General features: G+C 68.0%; 18 protein-coding genes. 6 read left to right on the top strand and 12 right to left on the bottom strand.

Annotation, left to right across the window (positions count from 1 at the left end; translation table 11 throughout):
- Window positions 1-67: 67 nt before the first annotated feature.
- Genes J2X06_RS04090 through J2X06_RS04080 form a run of 3 tightly spaced genes read left to right on the top strand, consistent with a single transcriptional unit; the run spans window position 68 to window position 1776 of the window.
- Entirely contained in the window at window positions 68-934 is an 867-nt protein-coding gene (locus tag J2X06_RS04090) for an MBL fold metallo-hydrolase (RefSeq protein WP_310058619.1), read from the top strand.
- 9 nt (window positions 935-943) lie between these two features.
- The gene (locus J2X06_RS04085; protein ID WP_310058617.1) at window positions 944-1369 is read left to right on the top strand and encodes a YeeE/YedE family protein; all 426 of its coding nucleotides are present in this window, start codon (window positions 944-946) and stop codon (window positions 1367-1369) included.
- Window positions 1366-1776, top strand: a complete 411-nt coding sequence (locus J2X06_RS04080) for a DUF6691 family protein (protein WP_310058616.1) — start codon at window positions 1366-1368, stop codon at window positions 1774-1776. The genes J2X06_RS04085 and J2X06_RS04080 overlap by 4 nt, the downstream gene beginning before the upstream one ends.
- Window positions 1777-1792: 16 nt before the next feature.
- On the opposite strand, the gene J2X06_RS04075 is transcribed toward J2X06_RS04080, so the two are convergent.
- The 3 genes from J2X06_RS04075 to ligD all read right to left on the bottom strand — a co-directional run bounded on the left by J2X06_RS04075 (window position 1793) and on the right by ligD (window position 6600).
- Entirely contained in the window at window positions 1793-2614 is an 822-nt protein-coding gene (locus J2X06_RS04075) for a tetratricopeptide repeat protein (RefSeq protein WP_310058613.1), read from the bottom strand.
- Window positions 2615-2791: 177 nt separating this feature from the next.
- Entirely contained in the window at window positions 2792-3685 is an 894-nt protein-coding gene (locus J2X06_RS04070; protein WP_310058609.1) for a Ku protein, read from the bottom strand.
- 128 nt (window positions 3686-3813) lie between these two features.
- Window positions 3814-6600 carry a DNA ligase D gene (gene ligD / locus J2X06_RS04065; protein ID WP_310058607.1) on the bottom strand — a complete coding sequence of 929 codons (2787 nt, stop codon included), beginning with the start codon at window positions 6598-6600 and terminating at the stop codon, window positions 3814-3816.
- A gap of 26 nt (window positions 6601-6626) precedes the next feature.
- On the opposite strand from ligD, the gene J2X06_RS04060 reads away from it, so the two are divergent.
- The 3 genes from J2X06_RS04060 (at window position 6627) to J2X06_RS04050 (ending at window position 10046) form a co-directional block, all read left to right on the top strand.
- Entirely contained in the window at window positions 6627-7346 is a 720-nt protein-coding gene (locus tag J2X06_RS04060; RefSeq protein ID WP_310058604.1) for a DUF72 domain-containing protein, read from the top strand.
- The gene (locus J2X06_RS04055; protein WP_310058601.1) at window positions 7343-8038 is read left to right on the top strand and encodes an alpha/beta hydrolase family protein; all 696 of its coding nucleotides are present in this window, start codon (window positions 7343-7345) and stop codon (window positions 8036-8038) included. Before J2X06_RS04060 ends, J2X06_RS04055 begins: the two co-directional genes overlap by 4 nt.
- A gap of 64 nt (window positions 8039-8102) precedes the next feature.
- Window positions 8103-10046, top strand: coding sequence for an acetyl-CoA hydrolase/transferase C-terminal domain-containing protein (locus tag J2X06_RS04050; protein WP_310058599.1), 1944 nt, complete (start codon window positions 8103-8105; stop codon window positions 10044-10046).
- 98 nt (window positions 10047-10144) lie between these two features.
- On the opposite strand, the gene tkt is transcribed toward J2X06_RS04050, so the two are convergent.
- The 9 genes from tkt to J2X06_RS04005 form a co-directional block, all read right to left on the bottom strand.
- Window positions 10145-12136, bottom strand: coding sequence for a transketolase (gene tkt / locus J2X06_RS04045; RefSeq protein WP_310058596.1), 1992 nt, complete (start codon window positions 12134-12136; stop codon window positions 10145-10147).
- A 179-nt stretch (window positions 12137-12315) separates the two neighbouring features.
- Window positions 12316-13638 carry a dicarboxylate/amino acid:cation symporter gene (locus tag J2X06_RS04040; RefSeq protein WP_310058593.1) on the bottom strand — a complete coding sequence of 441 codons (1323 nt, stop codon included), beginning with the start codon at window positions 13636-13638 and terminating at the stop codon, window positions 12316-12318.
- A 217-nt stretch (window positions 13639-13855) separates the two neighbouring features.
- Window positions 13856-15208, bottom strand: coding sequence for a dicarboxylate/amino acid:cation symporter (locus J2X06_RS04035; RefSeq protein ID WP_310058590.1), 1353 nt, complete (start codon window positions 15206-15208; stop codon window positions 13856-13858).
- A gap of 51 nt (window positions 15209-15259) precedes the next feature.
- The gene (locus tag J2X06_RS04030; RefSeq protein WP_310061221.1) at window positions 15260-16978 is read right to left on the bottom strand and encodes a BatD family protein; all 1719 of its coding nucleotides are present in this window, start codon (window positions 16976-16978) and stop codon (window positions 15260-15262) included.
- A 17-nt stretch (window positions 16979-16995) separates the two neighbouring features.
- Window positions 16996-18714, bottom strand: coding sequence for a VWA domain-containing protein (locus J2X06_RS04025; RefSeq protein WP_310058587.1), 1719 nt, complete (start codon window positions 18712-18714; stop codon window positions 16996-16998).
- Complete coding sequence (locus J2X06_RS04020) at window positions 18711-19745, bottom strand: vWA domain-containing protein (RefSeq protein ID WP_310058584.1); 1035 nt, start codon at window positions 19743-19745, stop codon at window positions 18711-18713. The genes J2X06_RS04025 and J2X06_RS04020 overlap by 4 nt, the downstream gene beginning before the upstream one ends.
- Window positions 19742-20218, bottom strand: a complete 477-nt coding sequence (locus J2X06_RS04015; RefSeq protein WP_310058582.1) for a DUF4381 domain-containing protein — start codon at window positions 20216-20218, stop codon at window positions 19742-19744. Before J2X06_RS04015 ends, J2X06_RS04020 begins: the two co-directional genes overlap by 4 nt.
- Window positions 20219-20225: 7 nt before the next feature.
- Window positions 20226-21170: a DUF58 domain-containing protein gene (locus J2X06_RS04010; RefSeq protein ID WP_310058580.1), complete on the bottom strand. Its 945-nt coding sequence runs from the start codon at window positions 21168-21170 to the stop codon at window positions 20226-20228.
- Between the two features lie 10 nt (window positions 21171-21180).
- A complete protein-coding gene (locus J2X06_RS04005) occupies window positions 21181-22191 on the bottom strand; it encodes an AAA family ATPase (RefSeq protein WP_310058576.1) in 1011 nt (336 codons plus the stop codon).
- Window positions 22192-22268: the final 77 nt, after the last annotated feature.

Raw genomic sequence — 22268 nt, 5'->3', positions numbered from 1 at the left:
ATATTCGCCATTGCTAAATTAGCAATTACTAATATAATATCCCGCACGCTTCGAGCAGGAGCCCGCGATGAAGCCCCAGGTCCAACCGTTCTTCCACGCCGACAGCAACACCTGGTCGTACGTGGTGCGTGAGCCCGACGGCACCGCCGCCGCGGTGATCGATGCGGTGCTCGACTTCGACGCCAAGGCCGCACGCACTTCGACCGCCTCGGCCCAGCAACTGGTCGACTTCGTCAACGCCCAGGGCCTGCAGGTGCAGTGGATCCTGGAAACGCATGCCCATGCCGACCACTTCAGCGCCGGGCATTGGCTGAAATCCGTGTGGCCGCAGGCACGGCTGGCAATCGGCGAAGGCATCCGCCACGTGCAGAAAACCTTTCGCCCCATCTTCAACCTCGGCGAGCACTTTCCCGTCGACGGCTCGCAGTTCGATCACCTGTTCGTCGATGGCGAGTCGTTCCCGGTTGGCCGCTTGCAGGTCCGCGTGATCGGCGTGCCGGGCCATACGCCCGACAGCAATGCCTTCTTGATCGGCGATGCGCTGTTCACCGGCGACTCGTTGTTCATGCCCGACGGCGGCACCGCGCGCTGCGACTTCCCCGGCGGGGATGCGCGCACGCTGTACCGGTCGATCCATCGCCTGTTCGATGACCTGCCGGACGACACGCGGGTGTTCGTCTGCCACGACTACGGCCCCGGCGGCCGCGAGATGGCCTGCCAGACCAGCATCGGCGCGCAGAAGCGCGACAACATCCACGTGCGCGACGGCATCGGCGAGGACGAGTTCGTTTCCATGCGCGAGGCGCGCGACGCGACGCTGGCGATGCCGGTGCTGATCCTGCCTGCTGTGCAGACCAACATCCGCGCCGGCGCGTTGCCGCCGCCGGAGGACAATGGCGTGCGTTACCTCAAGATTCCGCTCGACCGCTTCTGACACAGCTGCATGCCCACGACCTTCACACCCCTGTCCGCGCTGATCGGCGGCGCATTGATCGGCTTGGCCGCCACCTGGCTGTTCGCCTCGCTCGGCCGCATTGCCGGGATCAGCGGCATCTTCAACAGCGCTGTCGATGAGCGCGAGGGACGAGGCTGGCGGCTCGCGTTCCTGCTCGGATTGATCGCCGGCGCCGGCGCCTGGTTCGCCTTCACGGGTGCGCCCGGTCGCGACAACTTCCCACTGCCATGGCTGATCGTCGCGGGGCTGCTGGTCGGTTTCGGCACGCGCTGGGGCAGCGGCTGCACCAGCGGACACGGCGTGTGCGGACTGGCGCGGCTGTCCAGGCGTTCATTGCTCGCCGTGCTGGTGTTCATGGGCATGGGCATTGTCACGACCTTCGTCGTGCGCCACGTGATCGGAGCGGTGGCATGAAGCGGATCGCCCTGGCCGCCATCGCCGGCGCCTTGTTCGGCCTGGGCCTGGCCGTTTCGGGCATGACCAACCCGGACAAGGTCCTGAACTTCCTCGACCTCACCGGCCAATGGGATCCCTCGCTGGCGCTGGTGATGGGCGGTGCGCTCGCGATCACGGTGCCGGGATATGCGTGGATGCGACGACGCGACGTGTCGCTGTCCGGCGATGCCCTGCCCGGACCGCCGTCGTCGACGATCGACCGCCGGCTGCTGATCGGCAGTGCGTTGTTCGGCATCGGCTGGGGCATCGCCGGCTATTGCCCGGGGCCGGCGCTGGCCAACCTCGCGCACGGAACGCTGGAAGCGCTGGTGTTCGTCGTGACGGTGGTGGCGGGCTCGCAACTGGCGCGCAGGCTTACAGCCTAGTCCGCGCCCCGCGATGCTAACCGGCTGAATCGCCCGCCAACCGCCGGTACTGCGACATGTGCCGGATCGCTTGGCGCGGCTCTCCCAATTCCTCGCACAGCAGCGCCAGGTTGTAGTGGCAGTCGGCGAACTGCGGATCCTCGCGCAGCGCCGCCTCGTAGGCGTGCACCGCCTCTGGCTTGCGATCCATGTCTTCCAGCAGGACGCCGAGGTTGTAGAACAGCAACGCATCCCGGCCACCGGCATCGATGCCATCGCGGTAGGCCCGCTCGGCGAGTTCCAGGTGCCCGGCGTCGTGCAGCAGCCGCCCCAGGTTGATGCGCGCATGCAGATGATCTGGATCCTCGGCAATGGCGCGCCGATAGGCCAGCATCGCCGCATCAACGTCCTCGCGCTCCAGCGCGACGCCTCGCGAGTACCAGTCACCCTCCTCGGCCGGCACCACGGCCTGCGCCTGCTCGATCACGCGCAACGAGCCCTGCGCCGGGTCGCCTTCGAACGCGAGCAGGTACTGTCCCGATTCGGCATGCCAGCGGCTTCCGCCTTCGCGCACGACGACGTGGTCGGCGATTGCACCGATGCTCAGGCCGGACAGCGGCATCGCCTCCGGCAATCGGCCGCGCAGTTCCTTGAGCGCCCGCATGATCCGTCGTTTCGGAACGTTGGCGACCGCCAGCGCCTGTGCGGTGCGCAACACGATCAGGTCCTGGAACGAGAACTTCAAAGTGTTGCGCGGCCCGCGCAGCGGCGCCACGAAGCCGGCATCGACCAGCGCGCGCACCGTGCTGCGCGGCAGGCGGAGCAGCTTTTCGACGTCGCCCACCCCGTACTGGTGCATCAGAGCCTGTCCCATGCCTTCACATGGCCCGCGCCGGAGCTGGGGACCTGCCCTGCAGAGGCCGCCATGCGGCGCCGCGCGCCTTGACCTTGCAGTCAGCAAGGCGCAGCGGCGCGCACCACCACCTGGGGGCCTCTGCGGGGCAACGCGGGCCATGCGAAGACATGGGACAGGCTCTCACTTGGCCCGCCGCGTGCCCTTGCGTTTCTCCGGAGCGGCCTCGGCCTGCGGCGCCGCCTTGGCCGGCTTGCGCGCAGGTTTGGCGGCCGTCGCCGTCTTGCGCGCGGCCGCAGGCGCCTTCTTCCCCAGGCTGGCACGCAGCGCCTCCATCAGGTCGATGATCTGCGCACCGCCGCGCTCGGGCTCCTCGGCCAGCGTGACCTCGTGGCCCGCGACCTTCTCCTGCACCGCCGCTTCGATGCGCTCGCGCACTTCGTCCTTGTAGGCCGTCGGATCGAACGTGTCGGACGCCTGCTGGTCGATCAGTTGCTCGGCCAGCTTGAGTTCGGCCGCCTTGACCTCGGCACTGGGGATGTTGAGGTCCTTGATCGAGCGCACCTCGTTGGCGTAGAGCAACTGCTGCATGACCAGCCCGTCTTCGACCGGTCGGATCATCACGATGTACTGCTTGCCGCGCGCCGCCCAGCGGCCGATCGCGCATCGCTTGGATTCGCGCAATGCCCGCGCGAGCAGCGCGTAAGGCTTGGCGCCACCCTTGTCCGGCGCCAGGTAATAGGCCTTGTCGAAGTACACCGGGTCGATCGCCTCGATCGGCACGAACTCGGTGATGTCGGCGGCGTGCGTGCCGGCCTCCTCGAGCGCCTTCAACTCCTCGGGCTCGAACATCACGTACTGGTCCTTGGAGAACTCGTAGCCCTTGACGATGTCCTCGCGCGGAACCGGGATGTCTTCGCGCGCGCACAGCAGTTGCTGCTTCAGGCGCGAACCGCAGGTCTTGTGCAGCAGGTTGAAGGAGATCGCATGGCTGGATTCAGTGGCGGTGTACAGCTTCACCGGAATCGACACCAGCCCAAAGGAGATGTTCAGCGATGCAATCGAACGCGCAGCCATGACGGCCTCCGTAATACCGAATACCCGCCCGTCCCGCCTCGGCGGGAACGGTCCACTTGAGGAGCCCAGTGTCCCTGCCGTGTCGCATTGGCGCGATGACGAAGGCGTGAACGTCAGGCTATTTCCTTTCACGAACCGAGCTTCAGGATCCGGCCAAGGTCCTGCTTATGCCGGAGCGCGTCGCGCCAGCGATCGCCGGTGCGGGCCAGCCGGGCTATCGCGTTGTTCAGCCGGAAATCGAGCGGATGGGCGTCGGCCAGTTCGTCCCAGGTGAGCGGCATCGACACCGGCGCTCCCGGTTCTCCGCGCGGCGAATAGGCCACATTCAGCGTCTTGCCGCGGACGTTCATGTTGTGGTCCATGAAGATCTTTCCGGTCCGCTTGGGCACGCTCCACTCCATGGTGATGTCGCGCGGGTGCAGGCGCATCAGATGCCGGCTGACCAGCTCGGACACCTCGCGCGCGGCGTCGAAGTCGATGGTCCGCCTGATCGGCACGAACACGTGCAGCCCGGTCTTGCCCGAGGTCTTGACGATGGGCTCCAGCGACATGCCGTGCAGCAGCTCGCGCAGGTGGAAGGCGATCTCGCGACCCTTGTCGAAGGCCACGGTGTTGAGCTCCGGCTCCGCGCCCGCCGCTTCCTTGCCGGAATAGATATAGGGATCGATGTCGAAGACCACGTAATCCGGATAGTTGAGTACCGACGCTTCCAGCGATTCGAGCGAGCTGGCGTAATCGGTGGACTTCGATACGGCGTCGGGGCCGGGCTTGGCCCGCGAGTGCCAGATGTGGAATTCCAGCGTGCCCGACTGCGCCAGCCACAGCAGCGTCGGCAGGTTGTTGCACAACAGGTACTCGTGCTCCTCGTCCTTGTGTCCCGAGAACACGGTGACGGACTCGGCGAAGCCGGGGCGCTCCTGCGTCCAGTGCTTCTGGAAGAAGCGTTGCCCGAGGATGCCGTCGGGCATGCGGATCATCGTCAGCGGCCGGTCGGCCAGGTGCGGCAGCATCAGCGGCGAGACCTGGGCGAGGTAGCGCAGCAGGTCGCGCTTGGTCAACGGCGGCTGTTGCAGTGCCTCGTTGGCGGGCCAGTAGACGCGGTCGAGGTGCGTGAGGCGGATGCGGTGCGGGCCGGTGGCGAGTTCGAAGGCGTGCTTCGGGTTGTCGAGCTGCGAGAGGATGCCGTCGATCTCGCCGGCGCTCTCGCCCCCGTTCGCTTGCCCTTCGTCATTCCCGCGGAGGCGGGAATCTGGTGCTTTTGCGGCCTTCAAGTCGCTGGTTCCTCGCCTCCGCGGGGATGACGACCCGGTGGGTTTGGCCAGCGCGACGCGCCGTACCGATTTCGCATCGATGTCGTCGCGAATCCTGAGGAACACCGGCGCGCGCAGATGCCCGTCGCCGGTCCACTCCTGGAACTGGACCTCGGCCACCAGCTCCGGCTCGACCCAGGTCGTCGGATTGTTGAGCTCCGGTTTTTCCGCGAACGGGCACGAGCGGCGCTTCAATGGCGCCAGCCGCGCCAGCAACCGATCCAGCGTGCGCGCGTCGAAACCCGAGCCTACGTGCGAGGCATGACGCAACTGCCCGTCCTCCCAATAGCCGACGAGGATCGCGCCGAGCGATTCGCGCGCGCCCTTGCCCTGGGTGTAGCCGCCGATCACGAACTCGGCGCTCTGCACGGGCTTCACTTTCAGCCAGGACGGCGATCGGCGGCCGGCGTGGTAACGGCTGTCCAGCCGCTTGCCCACCACGCCCTCGAAACCGCTGGCCAGCGCGGCCTGCTGCAATGCGATGCCGTCCTCGTCGGCATGCACGAGTTGCACCAGCGGCGACGGCAGCAGCGCCTGCCCGAGATAGCGGCGCCGGTCGCGGTACGGCACTTCGCGCAGATCGACACCGGCGAAATACGGCAGGTCGAAGCAGAAAAACACCACAGGCGCATTGCGGTCGGCAGCCGCAAGCTCCGCCTGCGACTTCAGTTGCACACGGTTCTGCAGCGCGTTGAACGACGGCGTGCCGTTCGCGTCGAAGGCGACGATCTCGCCGTCGAGCACCATGCCGTCCACCCCCTGATCGCCCAGTTCCTTCACGAGCGCGGGAAACGCGGGAGTCAGGTCGAGTCCGCGACGCGAGCGCAGGCGCACGCCGTCCCGGTCGATGAACGCGATCACGCGGTAGCCGTCGAGCTTGGGCTCCCACATCCAGCCGTCGCGGTGGAACGGCGCATCGCCAATCTCGGCCAGCATCGGCGCCAGCTTCGCCGGCATCGGTTGCACCGATCCGGTCCGCAACGCGGGCACCAGTTGCGCCGCGGGAATGCGATGCGCGGGAACCACCTTCATGTCCGCGACCGTCACGCCGGACAGCACCGACCGGTCACGCGCGGTGATGTCGTCCTTGGTGACGAACCGGTCCTTGTGCTTGATCAGCAACCACTGATTGGCTTCCTTGGTGCGCACCAGCGCGAAGGAGCCTTTGAGCTTCTCGCCGCGCAACTGGATGCTGAGCTTGCCTTTCTCCAATCCTTCGCGGACTTGGCGCTGCGCCTGTTCGCGGTCGTGGAACCAGGTGCCGTCCTCGTCGGGGCTGTAAGTGCCGCAATCCCAGACGATGACCTCGCCGGAGCCGTATTGCCCAGGTGGAATGACACCCTCGAACGAGCCGTAATCGAAGGGATGGTCCTCGACGTACACCGCCATGCGCTTGTCGGCGGGATCGAGCGAAGGGCCCTTCGGCACCGCCCAGGACTTCAGCACGCCGTCGCATTGCAGGCGAAAGTCGTAATGCAGGCGCCGCGCCGAATGCTGCTGGACGACGAACAGCAGCGGCCCGCTGCCGCCTTCGGCCACGACCGGCCCCGGTTCGGGGGTGGCTTCGAAGCGTCGCTTGGCGGAATATTCGCTGAGCTTGGCCATCTCGAACCTTCGCGCGGGGCCGGACGATGACTGCACCACGACTATGGGCCGGTGCCAGCGGCTATTCCTTCAAGGAATGGAAGGGCCCCTTCTATCCCGAGAAGATCAAGCCCGACGCGATGCTGGCCTTCTATGCGCAGCACCTGCCCACGGTCGAGATCAACAACACGTTCTACCAGATGCCCAGGCCATCGGTGCTGGAGCATTGGGCCGAGGCGACACCGGCGGACTTCCGCTTCGCCATCAAGGCGTCGCGGCGCATCACCCACGATGCGCGACTGAAGGCCGGTGCGGCTGCCGACTCGGTGGCCTATCTGTACAAGACCCTGGATACGCTGGGCGTGAAGCGCGGCCCGGTGCTGTTCCAGTTGCCGCCCTTCCTGAAGAAGGATCTGCCGCGACTGGAGGAATTCCTGCAGGTGCTGCCGCAGGACCATCGCGCCGCGTTCGAGTTCCGCCACGACAGCTGGTTCGACGAGGAGGTCTACGTCCTGCTCCGGAAATCGTCCGCCGCGCTGTGCCTGTCCGAACGCGAGGACGACGCGCCGCCGCCATTGGTGGAGACCGCACCGTGGGGCTATGTACGCCTGCGCCTGGAGGAGTATTCCGAAAGCGACCTGGCGCGCTGGGCGGAACGGTTGATGTCGACGTCGTGGCAGGACGTCCACGTGTACTTCATGCATGAGCCGACGGCGCCGCAGTACGCGCAGGCGCTGCTGCGGCTCGCTGCGGAGGCGACGCCATGACGCCGGCCGTGCAGCAGGTCTCCATCACCTTGGACGAAGAGCAGAACGTTTCCGGGTTGCTGATCGCGCCGTCGGAGGCACGAGCCTGCTATGTGCTCGCCCATGGCGCCGGCGCCGGCATGGCGCATCCGTTCATGGCCGCCATCGCGGAGGGATTGGCCGCGCGGGGCGTCGCCACGCTGCGCTACCAGTTCCCGTATATGGAACGCGGATCCAGACGACCGGATATTCCGCGCCTGGCGCAGGCGACCGTGCGCGCTGCCGTCGCGCGGGCAGCGGAGCTCGCGCCAGGACTGCCGTTGCTGGCAGGCGGCAAGTCCTTCGGTGGCCGCATGACCTCGCAAGCCCAAGCTGCCTCGCCGCTGCCGGGCGTCCGTGGCCTGGCGTTCCTGGGCTTTCCGCTGCATCCGGCTGGAAAGCCGTCCGACGAACGCGCGGCACACCTGTTCGACGTGGAGGTGCCGATGCTGTTCCTGCAGGGCACCCGGGATGAATTGGCCGTGCAATCGCTGCTGCAGGCGACGGTCGAGCGCCTGGGCGCACGCGGCACCCTGCACTGGCTCGAGTACGCCGACCACTCCTTCCACGTTCCGGCCCGCTCGGGACGCAAGGACGCGGAGGTCATGGTGGAGGCGATCGATGCGCTGGTGCGCTGGATCGACACGACCATCGCAGCTGACCGCACCCGATGATCCCCGAAGGAGCCCGAGGGCTTCACTCACGTGCGGCCCGGGTTGCTGGCGTTAGTCTGACCGCATGACTGCCCGCGCCGCTCCTGTCCTTCTCGATTCCCTCGACGCCGCCATCGAAGCCATGCTCTCGCGCATCGACGGCCCCTTGCATGTGGGCGCCCCGCTCGGCCTGGGCAAGCCGCATCGGCTGCTCAACGCCCTGTACGCGCGCGTCGAACGCGATCCCTCGCGGCGGCTGCACCTGTATACGGCGCTGTCGCTGGACCCGCCGGGCGGCGGCAAGGGCCTGGAGGCGCGATTTATCCGGCCATTCGTGCAACGCCACTTCGGCGACGACTTTCCGCGCCTGACCTACGTACAGGCGCTCAAGCGCAATGCGCTGCCGGCACACATGGAAGTCGAGGAGTTCTACATGCAGTCCGGCGCACTGCTGCACTCGACGCAGGCCCAGCGGCGCTACGCCAGCCTGAACTACACGCACGTGGCAAGAGCGCTGGGCGATCGCGGCGTCAACGCGATCGTGCAGAAGGTCGCGCGCTCCGCCGACGGTACGCGGCTGTCGCTGTCGTGCAACACCGACCTGACGTTCGATGCGATCGACGCGCTGGTCGCGCGCGGACTGCCGCGTCCGTTGCTGGTCGCCGAGGTCGACCCCGAGCTGCCGTGGCTGGGTGGCAGCGCCAGCGTGGAGGCCGCCTTCTTCGACATCGTCGTCGCGCCGCCCGCCCCTTACCCCAAGCTGTTCGGGCTGCCGCGGCAGCCGGTCAGCGATGCGGACTACGCGATCGGCTTCCACGCCAGCACGCTGGTGCTCGACGGCGGCACGCTGCAGATCGGCATCGGCGCGCTGGCCGATGCGCTGTGCCACGCGCTGGTGCTGCGCCACACCGACAACGCCGCTTATCGCAGGGTGCTGCATGCGCTCCGCGCGGCGAAGGTCGACGATCCGGCGCTGGGTCCGTTCGTCGAAGGGCTGTACGGCTGCAGCGAGATGATCAACGAAGGATTCCGTCGCCTGGTCGAGGTGGGCGTGATCAGGCGCAAGGTCGTGGACGACGAGGCGCTGATGCGACGCGTCGACAGCGGCCACGCCAGCGACGACGACCTGGCGCGGCTAGAACGCGAAGGCGAGTTCCTGCACGGCGCGTTCTATCTCGGTTCGCCCGAGTTCTACCAGTGGCTGCGAAACCTGCCCGAGGATCAGTGCCGCGGCATCGGCATGAAGCGGGTCAGCGAGGTCAACGAGCTCTACGGCAGCAACGAATCGCTCGAACGCATGCAGCGGCGACGCGCGCGCTTCTTCAATACCTGCATGATGGCCACCGCGCTCGGCGCGGCCGTGTCGGACGCGCTGGAGAACGGCCACGTGGTATCGGGCGTCGGCGGCCAGTACAACTTCGTGGCGATGGCGCACGCGCTGCCGGATGCGCGTTCGGTGCTGATGCTGCGCGCCAGTCGCGAGGCCGGCGGCCGCAACACCTCCAACCTGCTATGGAGCTATGGCTACACGACCATCCCCCGCCATCTGCGCGACGTCTACATCAGCGAGTACGGCATCGCCGACGTGCGCGGACGCAGCGACGAGGATTGCATCATCGCGATGGCCGGCATCGCCGACGCGCGTTTCCAGGCAACATTGATCGAAACGGCGAAAGCCAATGGCAAGCTGCGCGGCGATTTCGCGTTGCCCGCCCACTGCGCCGACAACCTGCCCGGGCACCTGGCCTCGGCGATGTCGGCGTTCCGCGCCGACGGCACGTTGCCTGACTACCCGCTCGGCAGCGACTTCACCGTCGTAGAGCAGCGCCTGGTCATGGCCCTGTCCTGGCTCAAAGCCAACACCGCGAGCCGCACGGCGAAGCTGAAGACCGTGATGCGGGCGATCGGCACGGGCACATCGACCGACCACGAGGCGATGGCACGGATGGGGCTGGAGCGCACCTCCGGCCTCGGGCAATGGCTTCAGGCGCGACTGTTGTCGCTGGCATTGTCGCGGACGGCAAGTTAGCGCATCTCACGACCGGGTTCGGTTGACGGGTTGGCCGCAAAAAAGACGCTCCATCGGGAGCGTCTTTTCAAGGCATCGCGCGCGGCAGCGCGTTACGTTCAGCCCAGCGACTTCGCCGCCTCGACCACCTTCTCCACGGTGAATCCGAAGTGCGGAAACAGCTTCTCCGCGGGTGCCGAGGCACCGAAGTCGTCGATGCCGATCACCGCGCCGTCCAGCCCCACGTACTTGAACCAGAAGGAAGTGACGCCCGCCTCGATGGCCACGCGCTTGCGGCAGGCCTTGGGCAGCACCGACTCGCGGTAGTCGGCGTCCTGGCGGTCGAACACGTCGGTCGACGGCATCGACACCACGCGCACCTTGTCGCCCAGTTGCGCGGCGGCCTTCACGGCCAGGTCGACCTCCGAGCCGGTCGCGATCAGGATGATCTCCGGCGCGCCGTTGGAATCCTTCAGCACGTAACCACCGCGCGCGATGTCGGCAACCTGCTGCTCGCTGCGCTGCTGATGGGCCAGGTTCTGGCGCGAGAAGATCAGGCAGCTCGGGCCGTCGTTGCGCACGATCGCTTCCTTCCAGCACACGGCCGACTCCACCGCGTCGCACGGACGCCACAGGTCGTTGTGCGGGATGTAGCGCAGCGCAGCCAGGTGCTCGATCGGCTGGTGGGTCGGTCCGTCCTCGCCCAGGCCGATCGAGTCGTGGGTGTAGACGTGGATCGCGTGCGCGCCCATCAGCGCGCTCATGCGCACGGCGTTGCGCGCGTAGTCGCTGAACACCAGGAAGGTCGCGTCGTACGGGATGAAGCACTCGTGCAGGCCCAGGCCGTTGCTGATCGCGGTCATCGCGAACTCGCGCACGCCGTAGTGGATGTAGTTGGCGTTGGGATCGTCGCTGACGACCGACTTGCTGCCCTTCCACAGGGTCAGGTTGGAATGCGCCAGGTCGGCCGAACCGCCGATCAGCTCCGGCAGCAGCGGCGCGAACGTTTCGATGGCCATCTGCGAGGCCTTGCGCGAGGCCACGGTCGGGCCTTCGGCCTGCAGCTTGGCGATGTAGGCATCGGCGGCGGCGACGAAGCCTTCCGGCAGTTCGCCCTTCCAGCGGCGGATCAGTTCGGCGGCCAGCTCGGGATGCTGCCGCGTGTAAGAAGCGAACAACTGGTTCCATTGCTGCTCGCGCTGGCCGCCGTTGCTGCGCACGCGCCAGCCGTCGTAGATGGCTTCCGGAATCTCGAAGGCGGCGTACGGCCAGTTCAGCGCCTCGCGCGTGGCGATCACTTCTTCCTTGCCCAGCGGCGCGCCGTGGCTGGATTCCTTGCCAGCCTTGCCCGGAGAACCAAAACCGATCGTGGTGCGGCAGCAGATCAGCGTCGGCTTGTCGGTGGACTTCATCGCGGTGTCGATCGCGGTCTTGATCTCGTCGCTGTCATGGCCGTCGACGCCACGCACGACGTTCCAGCCGTAAGCCTCGAAGCGCTTGGGCGTGTCGTCGGTGAACCAGCCATCGGTGTTGCCGTCGATGGAGATCTTGTTGTCGTCCCAGAACGCGACCAGCTTGTGCAGGCCCCACGTTCCGGCCAGCGAGGCCGCTTCATGCGAGATGCCCTCCATCAGGCAGCCGTCGCCGAGGAGCACCCACGTGCGGTTGTCGATGACGTCGAAGTCCGGCTTGTTGAAGCGCTGCGCCAGCAGCTTCTCCGCCAGCGCCATGCCCACGGCATTGGCGAAGCCCTGGCCGAGCGGGCCGGTGGTGGTTTCCACGCCCGGCGTCATGAAGTTCTCGGGATGGCCCGGCGTCTTGGAGTCGAGCTGGCGGAAGTTCTTCAGCTCGTCGAGCGCCAGGTCGTAGCCGGCCAGGTGCAGCAGCGCGTACTGCAGCATCGAGCCGTGGCCGTTGGACAGCACGAAGCGGTCGCGGTTGAGCCAGTTCGGGTTGCTGGGGTTATGGCTCAGGTAGTCGTTCCACAGCACCTCGGCGATGTCGGCCATGCCCATCGGCATGCCGGGATGACCGGAGTTCGCGGCCTGCACCGCGTCGACGGCGAGGAATCGGATGGCGTTGGCAAGGTCGCGGCGGCTGGGCGTCGTCATGGCGTCGGGAGCGGGTCTTCGGGAGCGGGGCGGAGGCCGCAAGGCGCCGGAGGGCAGCCCAGGCGGGAGGGCCGGCTATTGTCCCATCCGGGGGGCGCGCTGTCGCCCCGGCCGCCGCAGGCGGGACGGGTTTGTACTCCCGCCTGCGCAATTTCCGGAGTGGCGGGCCGAGGCCAGCCCTACGTGGTGGGCCCGGACGCGTCCTCCGTCTCCATCTCGCCGCGCGATACCACGGTTGCCAGCATCAGATCGCCGGTCACATTCAGCGTGGTCCGGCACATGTCGAGGAAGCGGTCGACGCCCAGGATGAGGCCGATGCCCTCCGGGGGCACCCCGACCATGCCGCAGATCAGCGCCACCACCGGCAACGAGCCGGCCGGCACGCCGGCGGTGCCGATGCCGCCAAGGATGCAGACGAACATGACCGTCACCTGCTGCGCCAACGTCAGCTCGACGCCGAAGAACTGCGCCAGGAACAGCACGGTCACCCCCTCGAACAGGGCGGTGCCGTTCTGGTTGGCGGTGGCGCCCACGGTCAGCACGAAGCGCGATACGCGGCGCGGAAGCCCGAGTTCCTCGTCGGCCACGCGCAGCGCGGTCGGCAGCGTGGCGTTGCTGGAGGCGGTGGAGAACGCCATCAGCATCGCCTCCTGCACGCCCTTGAAGAACTTCGCCGGCGAATAGCCACCGACGAACTTCAGCACCAGCGAATAGACCACGAACATGTGCAGCGCCAGCGCCAGCACCACCACGCCGACGTACGCGCCCAGACGCGCCAGCAGCTCCCAGCCGAACAGCGCGGCCAGGTTGAACATGAAGCAGAACACCGCGTAAGGCGCCAGCCGGATGACCAGCCCGATCAGCGTCATCGATATTTCAAACAATCCTTCGATACCGCGTTGCAGCACCTCGGTAGCCGCGGTGCGGGTCAGCACCAGGCCGATGCCAAGCATCAGCGCGAAGAACATCACCGCCAGGATGGCGTTTTCGGCCGCGGCCCGGACGATGTTGTCCGGCACGATCCCCAGCAGCATTTCCAGGCCCTTGGGCTGTGTGCGCGTGCTGCTGACGATGGCGCTGGCGCGTTCGGAGCCCTCCGCCAGCAACTGCTGCGCCGACGCCGGGTCGATGCCGGCGCCGGGCTTGAGCCAGTTCACCAGCACCAGCCCGATCAGCACTGCGATGCCGGACACGACCACGGTGTAACCCAGCGTTTTCCAGCCGATGCGGCCGAGCGCGCGCACGTCGCCCATTTCGGCCACGCCTATCACCAGGGCCGAGAACAGCAGCGGGATCACCAGCATGAAGATCAGGCGCAGGAACAGCGTGCCGGCGGGCTGGGTGATGTACGTGGTGAACCACTGCACGGCCGGGTTGCCGGCGCCGATGACGTAGTGCACGGCCAAGCCCAGCAGCAGGCCGACCGTGAAGCCGATCGCCATCTTCCAGTGCAGCGGCAATCCGGACTTGCCGGGGCGGTCGCCTTTCCCGTCGGCTGTCATGTCGGCGCTCCACGCGGGCTGCGGGAACACCGGATGATGCCGAAAGCGGCGTGGAGGACGCCTTCATCCGGGCAGGGACACATGCGCTCTGGCGATGTGCGGGCGCAGCGCCGGCGTCACGACCCGCCGGTCGGGCAGAGCCAGGGAATCAGATGGGGAGGCCGTCGCGCCGCTTCCCTCGGCCTTCCCCGCAGGCGGGGAAGGAGACGCGGATCCCTCAGGAAGCCGCTTCCGGCACGCCTTCGACCGGCAGTTCCCCGATCTCGCCCTCGGTGATGTCGCGGGTGCGGTTGGCGACCACCACGGCCGTGGCCAGGTCGCCGGTGACGTTGAGCGAGGTGCGGCACATGTCGAGGAAACGGTCGACGCCAAGGATGATGCCCACGCCTTCGGCGGGAATGCCGAGCACGGCGCAGATCATCGCGATCACCGGCAGCGAGCCGGCCGGCACGCCGGCGGTGCCGATGCCCCCGAGCAGGCACAGTCCCAGCACCATCACCTGGTGCGCCAGGGTCAGCTCGACGCCGAAGGCCTGCGCCAGGAACAGCACCGTGATGCCTTCGAACAGCGCCGTGCCGTGGTGGTTGGCCGATGCCCCCACCGTCAGCACGAAGCGCGAGACCTTGCGCGGCAGCTTGAGGTTCTGCTCGGCCACGCGCAGCGTGACCGGCAGCGTGCCGGTCGAGGACGCTGTGGCGAAGGCGGTCAGCAGCGCTTCCTGGCTCCCGCGGAAGAACGCGCGCGGGCTCATGCCGCCCATGAACTTCACCCACAGCGGCAGCACGATGAACATGTGCACGGCGATCGCCGCGACAACGGTGAACGCGAACTTGCCCAGCACCAGCAGCAGTTCCCAGCCGAACTGCGCGCACAGCGCGAACATCAGGCACGACACCGCGTACGGCGCCATCTTGATGATCATGCCGATCAGGCGCATGCAGATCTCGAACAGGCCCTGGATCGCGTGCTTGAATGCCTGCGTGGCCGGGCTCGGCGTCATCACCAGGCCGATGCCGATCATCAGCGCGAAGAACATCACGCCCAGCTTCTGCTTGTCGTCGACCGCGGCGGCCAGCACGTTCTTCGGCACGATGCCGAGCAGCATCTTCATGAAGTCGAGCTGCTGGCCGGTCGCGGCGATCTCTCCGGCTTTCTGCGCGCCCTGCGCCATCGCCTGGTCGAGCATGCCGCGGTCCAGGCCGTGGCCGGGTCCGATCAGGTTGACCATCAACAGACCGATGCCGACCGCGATCAGCGTGACCACGGCGGTGTAGATCAGCGTGCGCCAGCCGAGCTTGCCCAAGCTGGCGACGTCGCCCAGCTCCGCCACGCCCAGCACCAGCGCCGAGAACATCAGCGGCAGCACCAACATGAACAACAGTGCCAGGAACAACTGTCCGATCGGCTGAGCCACATATCCCACCAGGCCCATCACCAGCGGCGACCCCGGCGCGACGAAGTGGGCGAACAGGCCGAGCACCGCACCGGCGACGAAGCCGATCAGCACCTTGACGTGCAGCGGCATGCCCTTGGTCGGCAGGGGGATCTCGGGCAGGCTGGCGTGGCTCATGCAATTCTCTCGGGCGAGGCAGCCGGCGAGATTACACCAGGCCCACCCGGTTCATCCGCCCGAACCACCTCCCGGACCGCCTTTTGCCTCGCCTTGCGGGTACAGCGGAGGCAGTGGCGAAGGCGCCGTCGACTCAGCAGTACGCCAGCGCGGCCCCTGGGCGAAGGCGCTGCGCAGCAGTCCGCGTGCGGCCGGGCCGTCGCCCCCGCCCCAGCGCGCCCGCTCCATCGCCTGGATGGCCTGGCGCTGGCGCGGGTCGGCCAATCTGGCGAGCACCTCGTCGATGCCCTGTGCCGGCGGCCTCGCCATCGCGCACAGGGTCTGGGCCAGTTCGCCAAAATCGGCATGGTCCAGCGCCCGCTTCAGATCGGCCTGGCTGCGGATCTCCGCGGGCATGGCGTCGACCGGTTCCTTCGATGCAGCCGCAACCGCTGGCGCCCGGCGATGCAGGCCCCACACCAGCGTGAACAACCACAGCGCGGCGAACAGCAGCGCGATCAGGATCCAGTTGCGGTTGGCTCCCTGCATCGCGCCCCAAGGCACGGCAGCGGTGCCGGCAGCCGTGACGGTTGCCGGAGCGGCCGACGCGCTCGCTGCGTTCTGGTCCGTCGACGCGGCATCACCGACCGCGACCGGCCATGACAGGGCAGGCAGGCTGGCGCTGCGCACCGCGCCCGCGCGCACGTCCCACCACTGCAGGCGCATGCCGCTCAACTGCGCCTGCCCGGCGCGCGAGGGCACTAGCGAAAAACGACGGGTCAGCTTGACGCGCGGACGACCCTCGACGAAACGCTCGTCCGCCTGCACTGGATCAGGAAATACCTGCACGCCATCGATCGCGGGCAACTGCAGTTCGGGCATTTGGGCGGCGGTGGCACCGTCGGCCACGGCTTCCACGGTCAACGTCGCCGCGCTTCCGGTCCGCAGTTCCTGCGGCGTGGACTGGTAACGCAACTGCAGGTCGTGCAAAGGCAACCACGGCTGCGGCGCGTTGGCCGGCGCGGACCGCACTTGCAGGAACCGCGGCGCCGCCTGCGCGCGCAACTCGCCGCCGCGGTTGCCGAACAGATCATCGAAGAAGCCTCCCGTGCCGCGCCCTTCGAAGGTCGCAGGGGGGACGGTCAGCGCGCCGCTACGTTCGGGTATCAGCAGGAAACGTCGCTCGACCACGCTGTAGCGGCGCCCGGCGATTTCGCGCACGAACTGCGCGTCGTCGCCAACGCGCTGCAACGATGCGCCGTCGGGTGCCATCTGGTCGAGTTGGCCCGATACCAGCGGCGCCGCCGAATACAGCCGCACCACCCAGCCCACCGCCTGCTGCACGTAGGGCGCTTCATCGTCCGCCTCGCTCTCGATGAAGACGTCGGCGCCGGCGCGCGCTGGCACCTGCGCGCTGCGCGCCGCGACCTGCAGGCTCAGCAGCTGGGTGCGCTCGCCGCCCACGGACAGCGGCGGAATCGCGATGAGGCCTTCGCGCCGCGGCTGCAAGGCCACGGCATACAGGGTCCGCGTGCGGCTGCGGCCGTTGACCAGTTCGTACTCGCGCCGGCTGGTATGGCCGGTGAGAAAGAAATCCCGCTGCAACGGCGTGTAGTCCGGCGACACGGACACCGCCGACGTCGTCTCGATGTTGAGCGTGACCGTCTCCCCGGCCGCGATATTGTCGCGATCGAGCCAGGCGCGCGTCTGCGCGGACGCGCCCAGGCTGATCATCGACAGCAGCAGCCACGCTCCGAAAAGGAAAGCGAAGCGGCGCTGCAGCGGATGCATCGTGGCCAATCTCCCGATCATTCTTCCAGCGACCCTCGCAGTTGGCGGCGCTCGTGCTCGAGCCTGAACTTCTCGCGCAGCAGGCTGCCCGGATCGTCCGGCACGCGCCGCAACCAGGCCTCGTTGGCCAGGCGCCGCTCGCGTTGCTGCGGCGTCTCGTTGGCCGGCCGCGCCGGACTGCGCTGATCTCCTGCCTGCGGCTTGCCCTGCTGCAACGCGCGTTGCATGCGCTCGCGCTGCGCCGCATCGGCAGCCTGTTGCGCCTTGGCGTCGGCGGGCGTGGCTTTGGATTGGTCCTGCGACGGCGTCTGCGGCTGCTGTTGCGCCTGCGAACGGTCCTTTTGCTGACCAGTTTGGGGTTTTGCCTGCGCGCCCTGCCCTTGCGATGGCTGGCTTTGGCCGCCCTTCGACGATTGCGGGTTCTGCTGTCCCGATTGTCCGGATGGCGGCTTGCGCTTCATCGCCGCCTCGACCGCGCGCTTGTTGGCGATCGCATCGGCCATGCCCGGTTCGCGCTTCAAGGCCTCGTCGTAGGCGTCGATCGCCTGCGGATACGCGCCGGCCTTGGCCAGCGCGTTGCCGCGGTTGTAGTGCGCGTCTGCGCTGTCGACGCTCTGGTAGGTTTGCGCGGCCCCGGCGTAGTCGCCCGCACGATAGGCCTTCGTCCCGCGTTCCAGCCGCGAATGCGCCGCCTGGTCGTCGCGTTGCCACCACTCCACGGCCCTCGCCGGTTGCCATGGCAGCACGAAGCACAACACGACCAGGGCGGCAGCGCCACGTCGACGGAATGCAAACAGCGCCAGCAGCATCAGCGGAGGCAACAGCCAGTAGCCTTCATCCCGCCACACGCGTCCCTTCGGACCGCCTTTGGCATCGGCATCGTCGATGCCGGGCTCGAGCACGCCCAGCGCGCGGATATCGGCGTCATCCGGTGTCAGGGCCGAGTAGCGGCCGCCGCCGCCGCCGCTCAGTGCGCGCAGCGATGACGCGTCGAGACGGGCAGTGTCGATGCTGCCGTCCATGCGGCGATACGAAGCCCCTTCCTCGCTACCCAAACCGATCACGGAAACGCGGTAGCCGGCGCGTGCCGCCTCGCCGGCCGCGACGCGCGCAGCGTCGTCGGCGTGGTCCGTCATCAACAGGATCTGACCGCTCGCGAATCCGGCCTGCCGCAACAACTGCGATGACCAGGCGATGGCACGGTCACCGCGCTGGCCGTCCACCGGCATCACCTCTGGCGCCAGTGCGTCGAGGAACAAGGCGACGTTGCCGGCATCGTCGGTCAATGGCGCCACGGTGAAAGCGTCGCCTGCATAGGCCACCAGAGCGACCTGCCCGCCCTGCCGCTCGCGCAGCAACGTGGCGATCTTGGCACGCGCCTGCGCCAGCCGCGAAGGCGGCAGGTCGGACGCCAGCGCGGCACCGGAAAGATCCAGCGCTACCACCAATGGTGTACGCGTCTGCCACAGCGGCTGCTCGCCCTGCCGCCAACTCGGCCCGGCCAATGCCAGCACCGACAGTCCGTAGGCCAGCGCGGTCAAACCGAAACCCACGCGACTGCGCCGGTCCGCTTTCTTCTCCAGCAGGTGGGGCAGCAGATGCGGATCGACCAGCGATTGCCAGACGCCCTCGCGAAGCCGTCGCCCGCGCCACCAGGCCGCCAGCAATGGCAGCGCCAGCAGCGCCCACAGAAAGTGCGGACGCAGCAGGTGCAGGGCGGAGAAGTCCATGCTCATGCCAGCCTCCGCCTGCTACGCACCAATGTGGGCTGCGCAAATGCGAGCAGGGCCAGCACGAAGGCCGCGGCCAAGGGCCACCAGTACCGCTCGATGCGCGGGCGCAGCGCCGGGCCCGGATGACGGATCGGTTCCAGCCGATCGATCTCGGCGTAGATGCCTGCGAGCTGCGCGGTATCACGCGCACGGAAGAAGCGTCCGCCGGTCTTCGAGGCGATGGCGCGCAGCGAAGCTTCGTCGATTTCGTCGCCGCCACCGGGCATCGGCAAGCGAAAACCGAACACCGACATCGTGCCGTCGCCGCCGAAGGCCACCGTATGCACGCGCACACCAGCGTCGCGTGCCAGTTCGGTGGCCTTGCGCGGTTCCAGCGAACCGGCGGTGTTGACGCCATCGGTGAGCAGGATCAGGACGCGTTGCTCCGCGGGCTGTGCGTACAGGCGCTTGACCGCCAGGCCGATCGCATCGCCGATCGCGGTCTCCTGCCCCGCCAGGCCGATCACGGCATCCTGCAATTGCTGGCGAACCGAGGTCAGGTCACGGGTCAGCGGTGTCAGCGCGTAGGCGCGACGACCGAACACGATCAGGCCGACCCGGTCGCCGCCGCGTCGATCGAGGAAATCCGACAGCACCGCCTTGGCGGCGGTGAGACGATCGACCGGCCGATCGCCGAGTTCCATGTCCGGTTCGCTCATGCTGCCCGACAGGTCGAGCGCCAGCATCAGGTCGCGACCCTCCTGCGGCGGCTCCACGGCTTCACCGAGCTGCTGCGGGCGGGCGGCCGCCACGCACAACAGGATCCACGCCAGCCACGGCAGCAGACCGATGCCACCGGCCAGCACGCCACGCCCGCCCGCTTTCGCCACGGCGTCGAGTCGATCGCCATATGGCACCTTCAACGCCACCGAGTTGCCTCGCAGCGGTGGCAGCAGTATGCGGGCCAGCCACGGCAACGGCAGCGCGAGCAGCCACCAGGGCCATGCGAAGTGCCCCAGCCAGGACGCCAGCGATGCGCTCATCGCCTCGATCATGCCGCGCCCATCCATTGCAGGAACCGTTGCCGCGCGAGCACTCGTAACGCGTCGACCTGCTCCGGCTCGACCTCACGGCGGTACCCGCCGTCGAGCAGCAGCCGTCCTGCGCCTTGTGCGAAAGGCTTGTCGTGGATCGCTCGCTTGCGCTTTCCGCTGGTGGTCGGGCGGTCGAGGAACTCCAGCCACGCATCGCCCTGCAGGCGGTCGGCGGATGCTTCCACTCGCCGTGCGGCGCGGCGCAGCAACTCCGACATGGCGGCGACCTGGTCGGCCGATGTCGTGGCGGCTTCGAGCGTCCGGTCGAACAACGAGGCCATGGCCAGACGCTTGCGTTCGCGTTGGCGGCGGCGCCACCACCACCATGCGGCCACGCCCAGCAACGCGATGGCGACCAGCCACCAGCCCGGCGCCGGCGGCCACAACGAAGGCGCTGGCGGCTGGTGGATATCGCGCAGGACAATCCCGTTCATCGCCGCCTCACGCCACCAACGGTCGGGAGCGTCCCAGCAAGGGCAGCCAGGACTCGCTGTCGTCGTGGCTGGAAAGCACCTGCACGCGCACGCCGCGCGCAGGCAGCATCCGCAATGCCGCTTCGATCGGCGCGGAGAACTCCTCGCGCCAGCGTTGCCGCGACGTCGCAGCGGCCAGATCCAGCTCGACGCGGCGGCCGCCACTGGAGAACGGCAGCATCGTCTTCGGCGGCTGGCTCTCGAGCAGATCGCTCAGCAACAGCACGATCACTTCATGATGTTGGGCCAGCGCCGGCCAACGCTGCGGCGCGATGGCTGCGACGCTGCGCGGGTCGGCCAGCAGCACCAGGCGCGAACCCGGGCGCAATAAACGTGCAGCGTGGTCCAGCGCGACGTCGAGGCCGGCATCTTCTGCCGGTGGGCGCGTGTACCAGCGCACCAGCGCATCAAGCACGCGCAGCGCGCCGCGGGGACCCGCAGCCGGTGTCACCGGTGGCTCGCGCAGGCTGCCGCGCAACGCCGCGACGCGATCGCCGTCGCGCACGGCCGCCCATGCCGCCACCGCACCAGCGCGCGCAGCCTGCACCGACTTGAAGCGCACTCGCGTGCCGAAGTACAGCGATGGCGAAGTATCGGCGACGATCAGGCTCAGGCGCTCGCGCTCGGCCTGGAACAGCTTGGTGTGGGCACGCCCCGTGCGTGCGGTCAGGCGCCAGTCGATGTGACGGGCATCGTCGCCAATGGAGTATTCGCGCGACTCCGCGTACTCCATGCCGCGTCCGCGCAGCGGCGACAGCGCATGACCGCTGACGCCTAACCGGCCGCGCTGCGCCTGCCGACGACCGCCTGCGACGGCTCGCAATGCGACCAACTCGGACAGGCAAGGCGTAATGCCATCGCCGGCGTGGGCAGCTACTTCGGGAGCAGCAACAGTGTCGTGTGGTCCTCGCATGGACATGGGCTCAGGGCAACGGCACCCGCTGCAGCAATTCGCCGACCAGTCGTTCGCCGTCCCATCCCTCGGCCGTGGCTTCGTAGCTGGGCAGGATGCGATGGCGCAATACGTCGGGCGCCACCGCGCGAACGTCATCGGGGGTCACGAAATCGCGGCCGGCCAGCCAGGCATGGGCGCGCGCGCATCGTTCCAGCGCGATGGACCCGCGCGGGCTGGCGCCCCAGGCGATACGCCGCGCCAGCGCCGCGTCATAGCGCGCCGCGTTGCGTGAAGCCAGCACGAGCTCGACCAGGTAGCGCTCTACCGACGGCGCCAGGTGCAGGTCGAGCACGGCCTGACGCGCGGCGAACACATCGGCCAGCGGCATGCGGGTGAGCGGCTGCGGTGCGGCGTGCAGCGATTCGCGGGCGCGCGATCGCGCCAACCGCAGGATCTCCGCTTCGGCCGCCGCCTCGGGGTAGCCGATGCGCACGTACATCAGGAAGCGATCCAGTTGCGCCTCCGGCAACGGGAACGTGCCTTCCTGTTCGATGGGATTCTGAGTCGCCATCACCAGGAAAAGCTGCGGCAGCGCGTAGGTGGCGCGGCCAACCGTGACCTGTCGTTCGCCCATTGCCTCCAGCAGCGCCGATTGCACCTTGGCGGGCGCGCGGTTGATCTCGTCGGCGAGCAGGATCGGGTGGAACACTGGACCGGCCTGGAATTCGAACCGCCCTTCCTGCGGCCTCCAGACCTCGGTGCCGGTCAGGTCCGCCGGCAGCAGGTCGGGCGTGAACTGGATTCGCGCGAAATCGGCCTCCAGCCGCGCCGCCAGCGCACGAATCGCGCTGGTCTTGGCCAGACCGGGGGCACCTTCGACCAGCAGGTGACCGTCGGCCAGCAGGGCAATCAGCAGACGCTCGATCAGCGCCGCCTGGCCGATGATCTCGGCGGCGAGGGCATCGCGCAGCGCGCGGAAGACGTCGTGCAGACGGGCAATTTCGCTGCGTGGACGCAGATCGGGAGGGCTGAGATCCATTGCGCTCTCGGAAGACTGTGGCAGGACAATTCTGACCGATGCCCGCACGTGAGGTTCAGTCTGACAGCGCACGCGTT

The organism is Lysobacter niastensis, from assembly GCF_031457115.1.
In the GTDB taxonomy this organism is placed as follows: domain Bacteria; phylum Pseudomonadota; class Gammaproteobacteria; order Xanthomonadales; family Xanthomonadaceae; genus Lysobacter_J; species Lysobacter_J niastensis_A.
The sequence above is the reverse complement of the archived record's forward strand: the minus strand, read 5'-3'. Positions and strand labels throughout refer to the sequence as shown.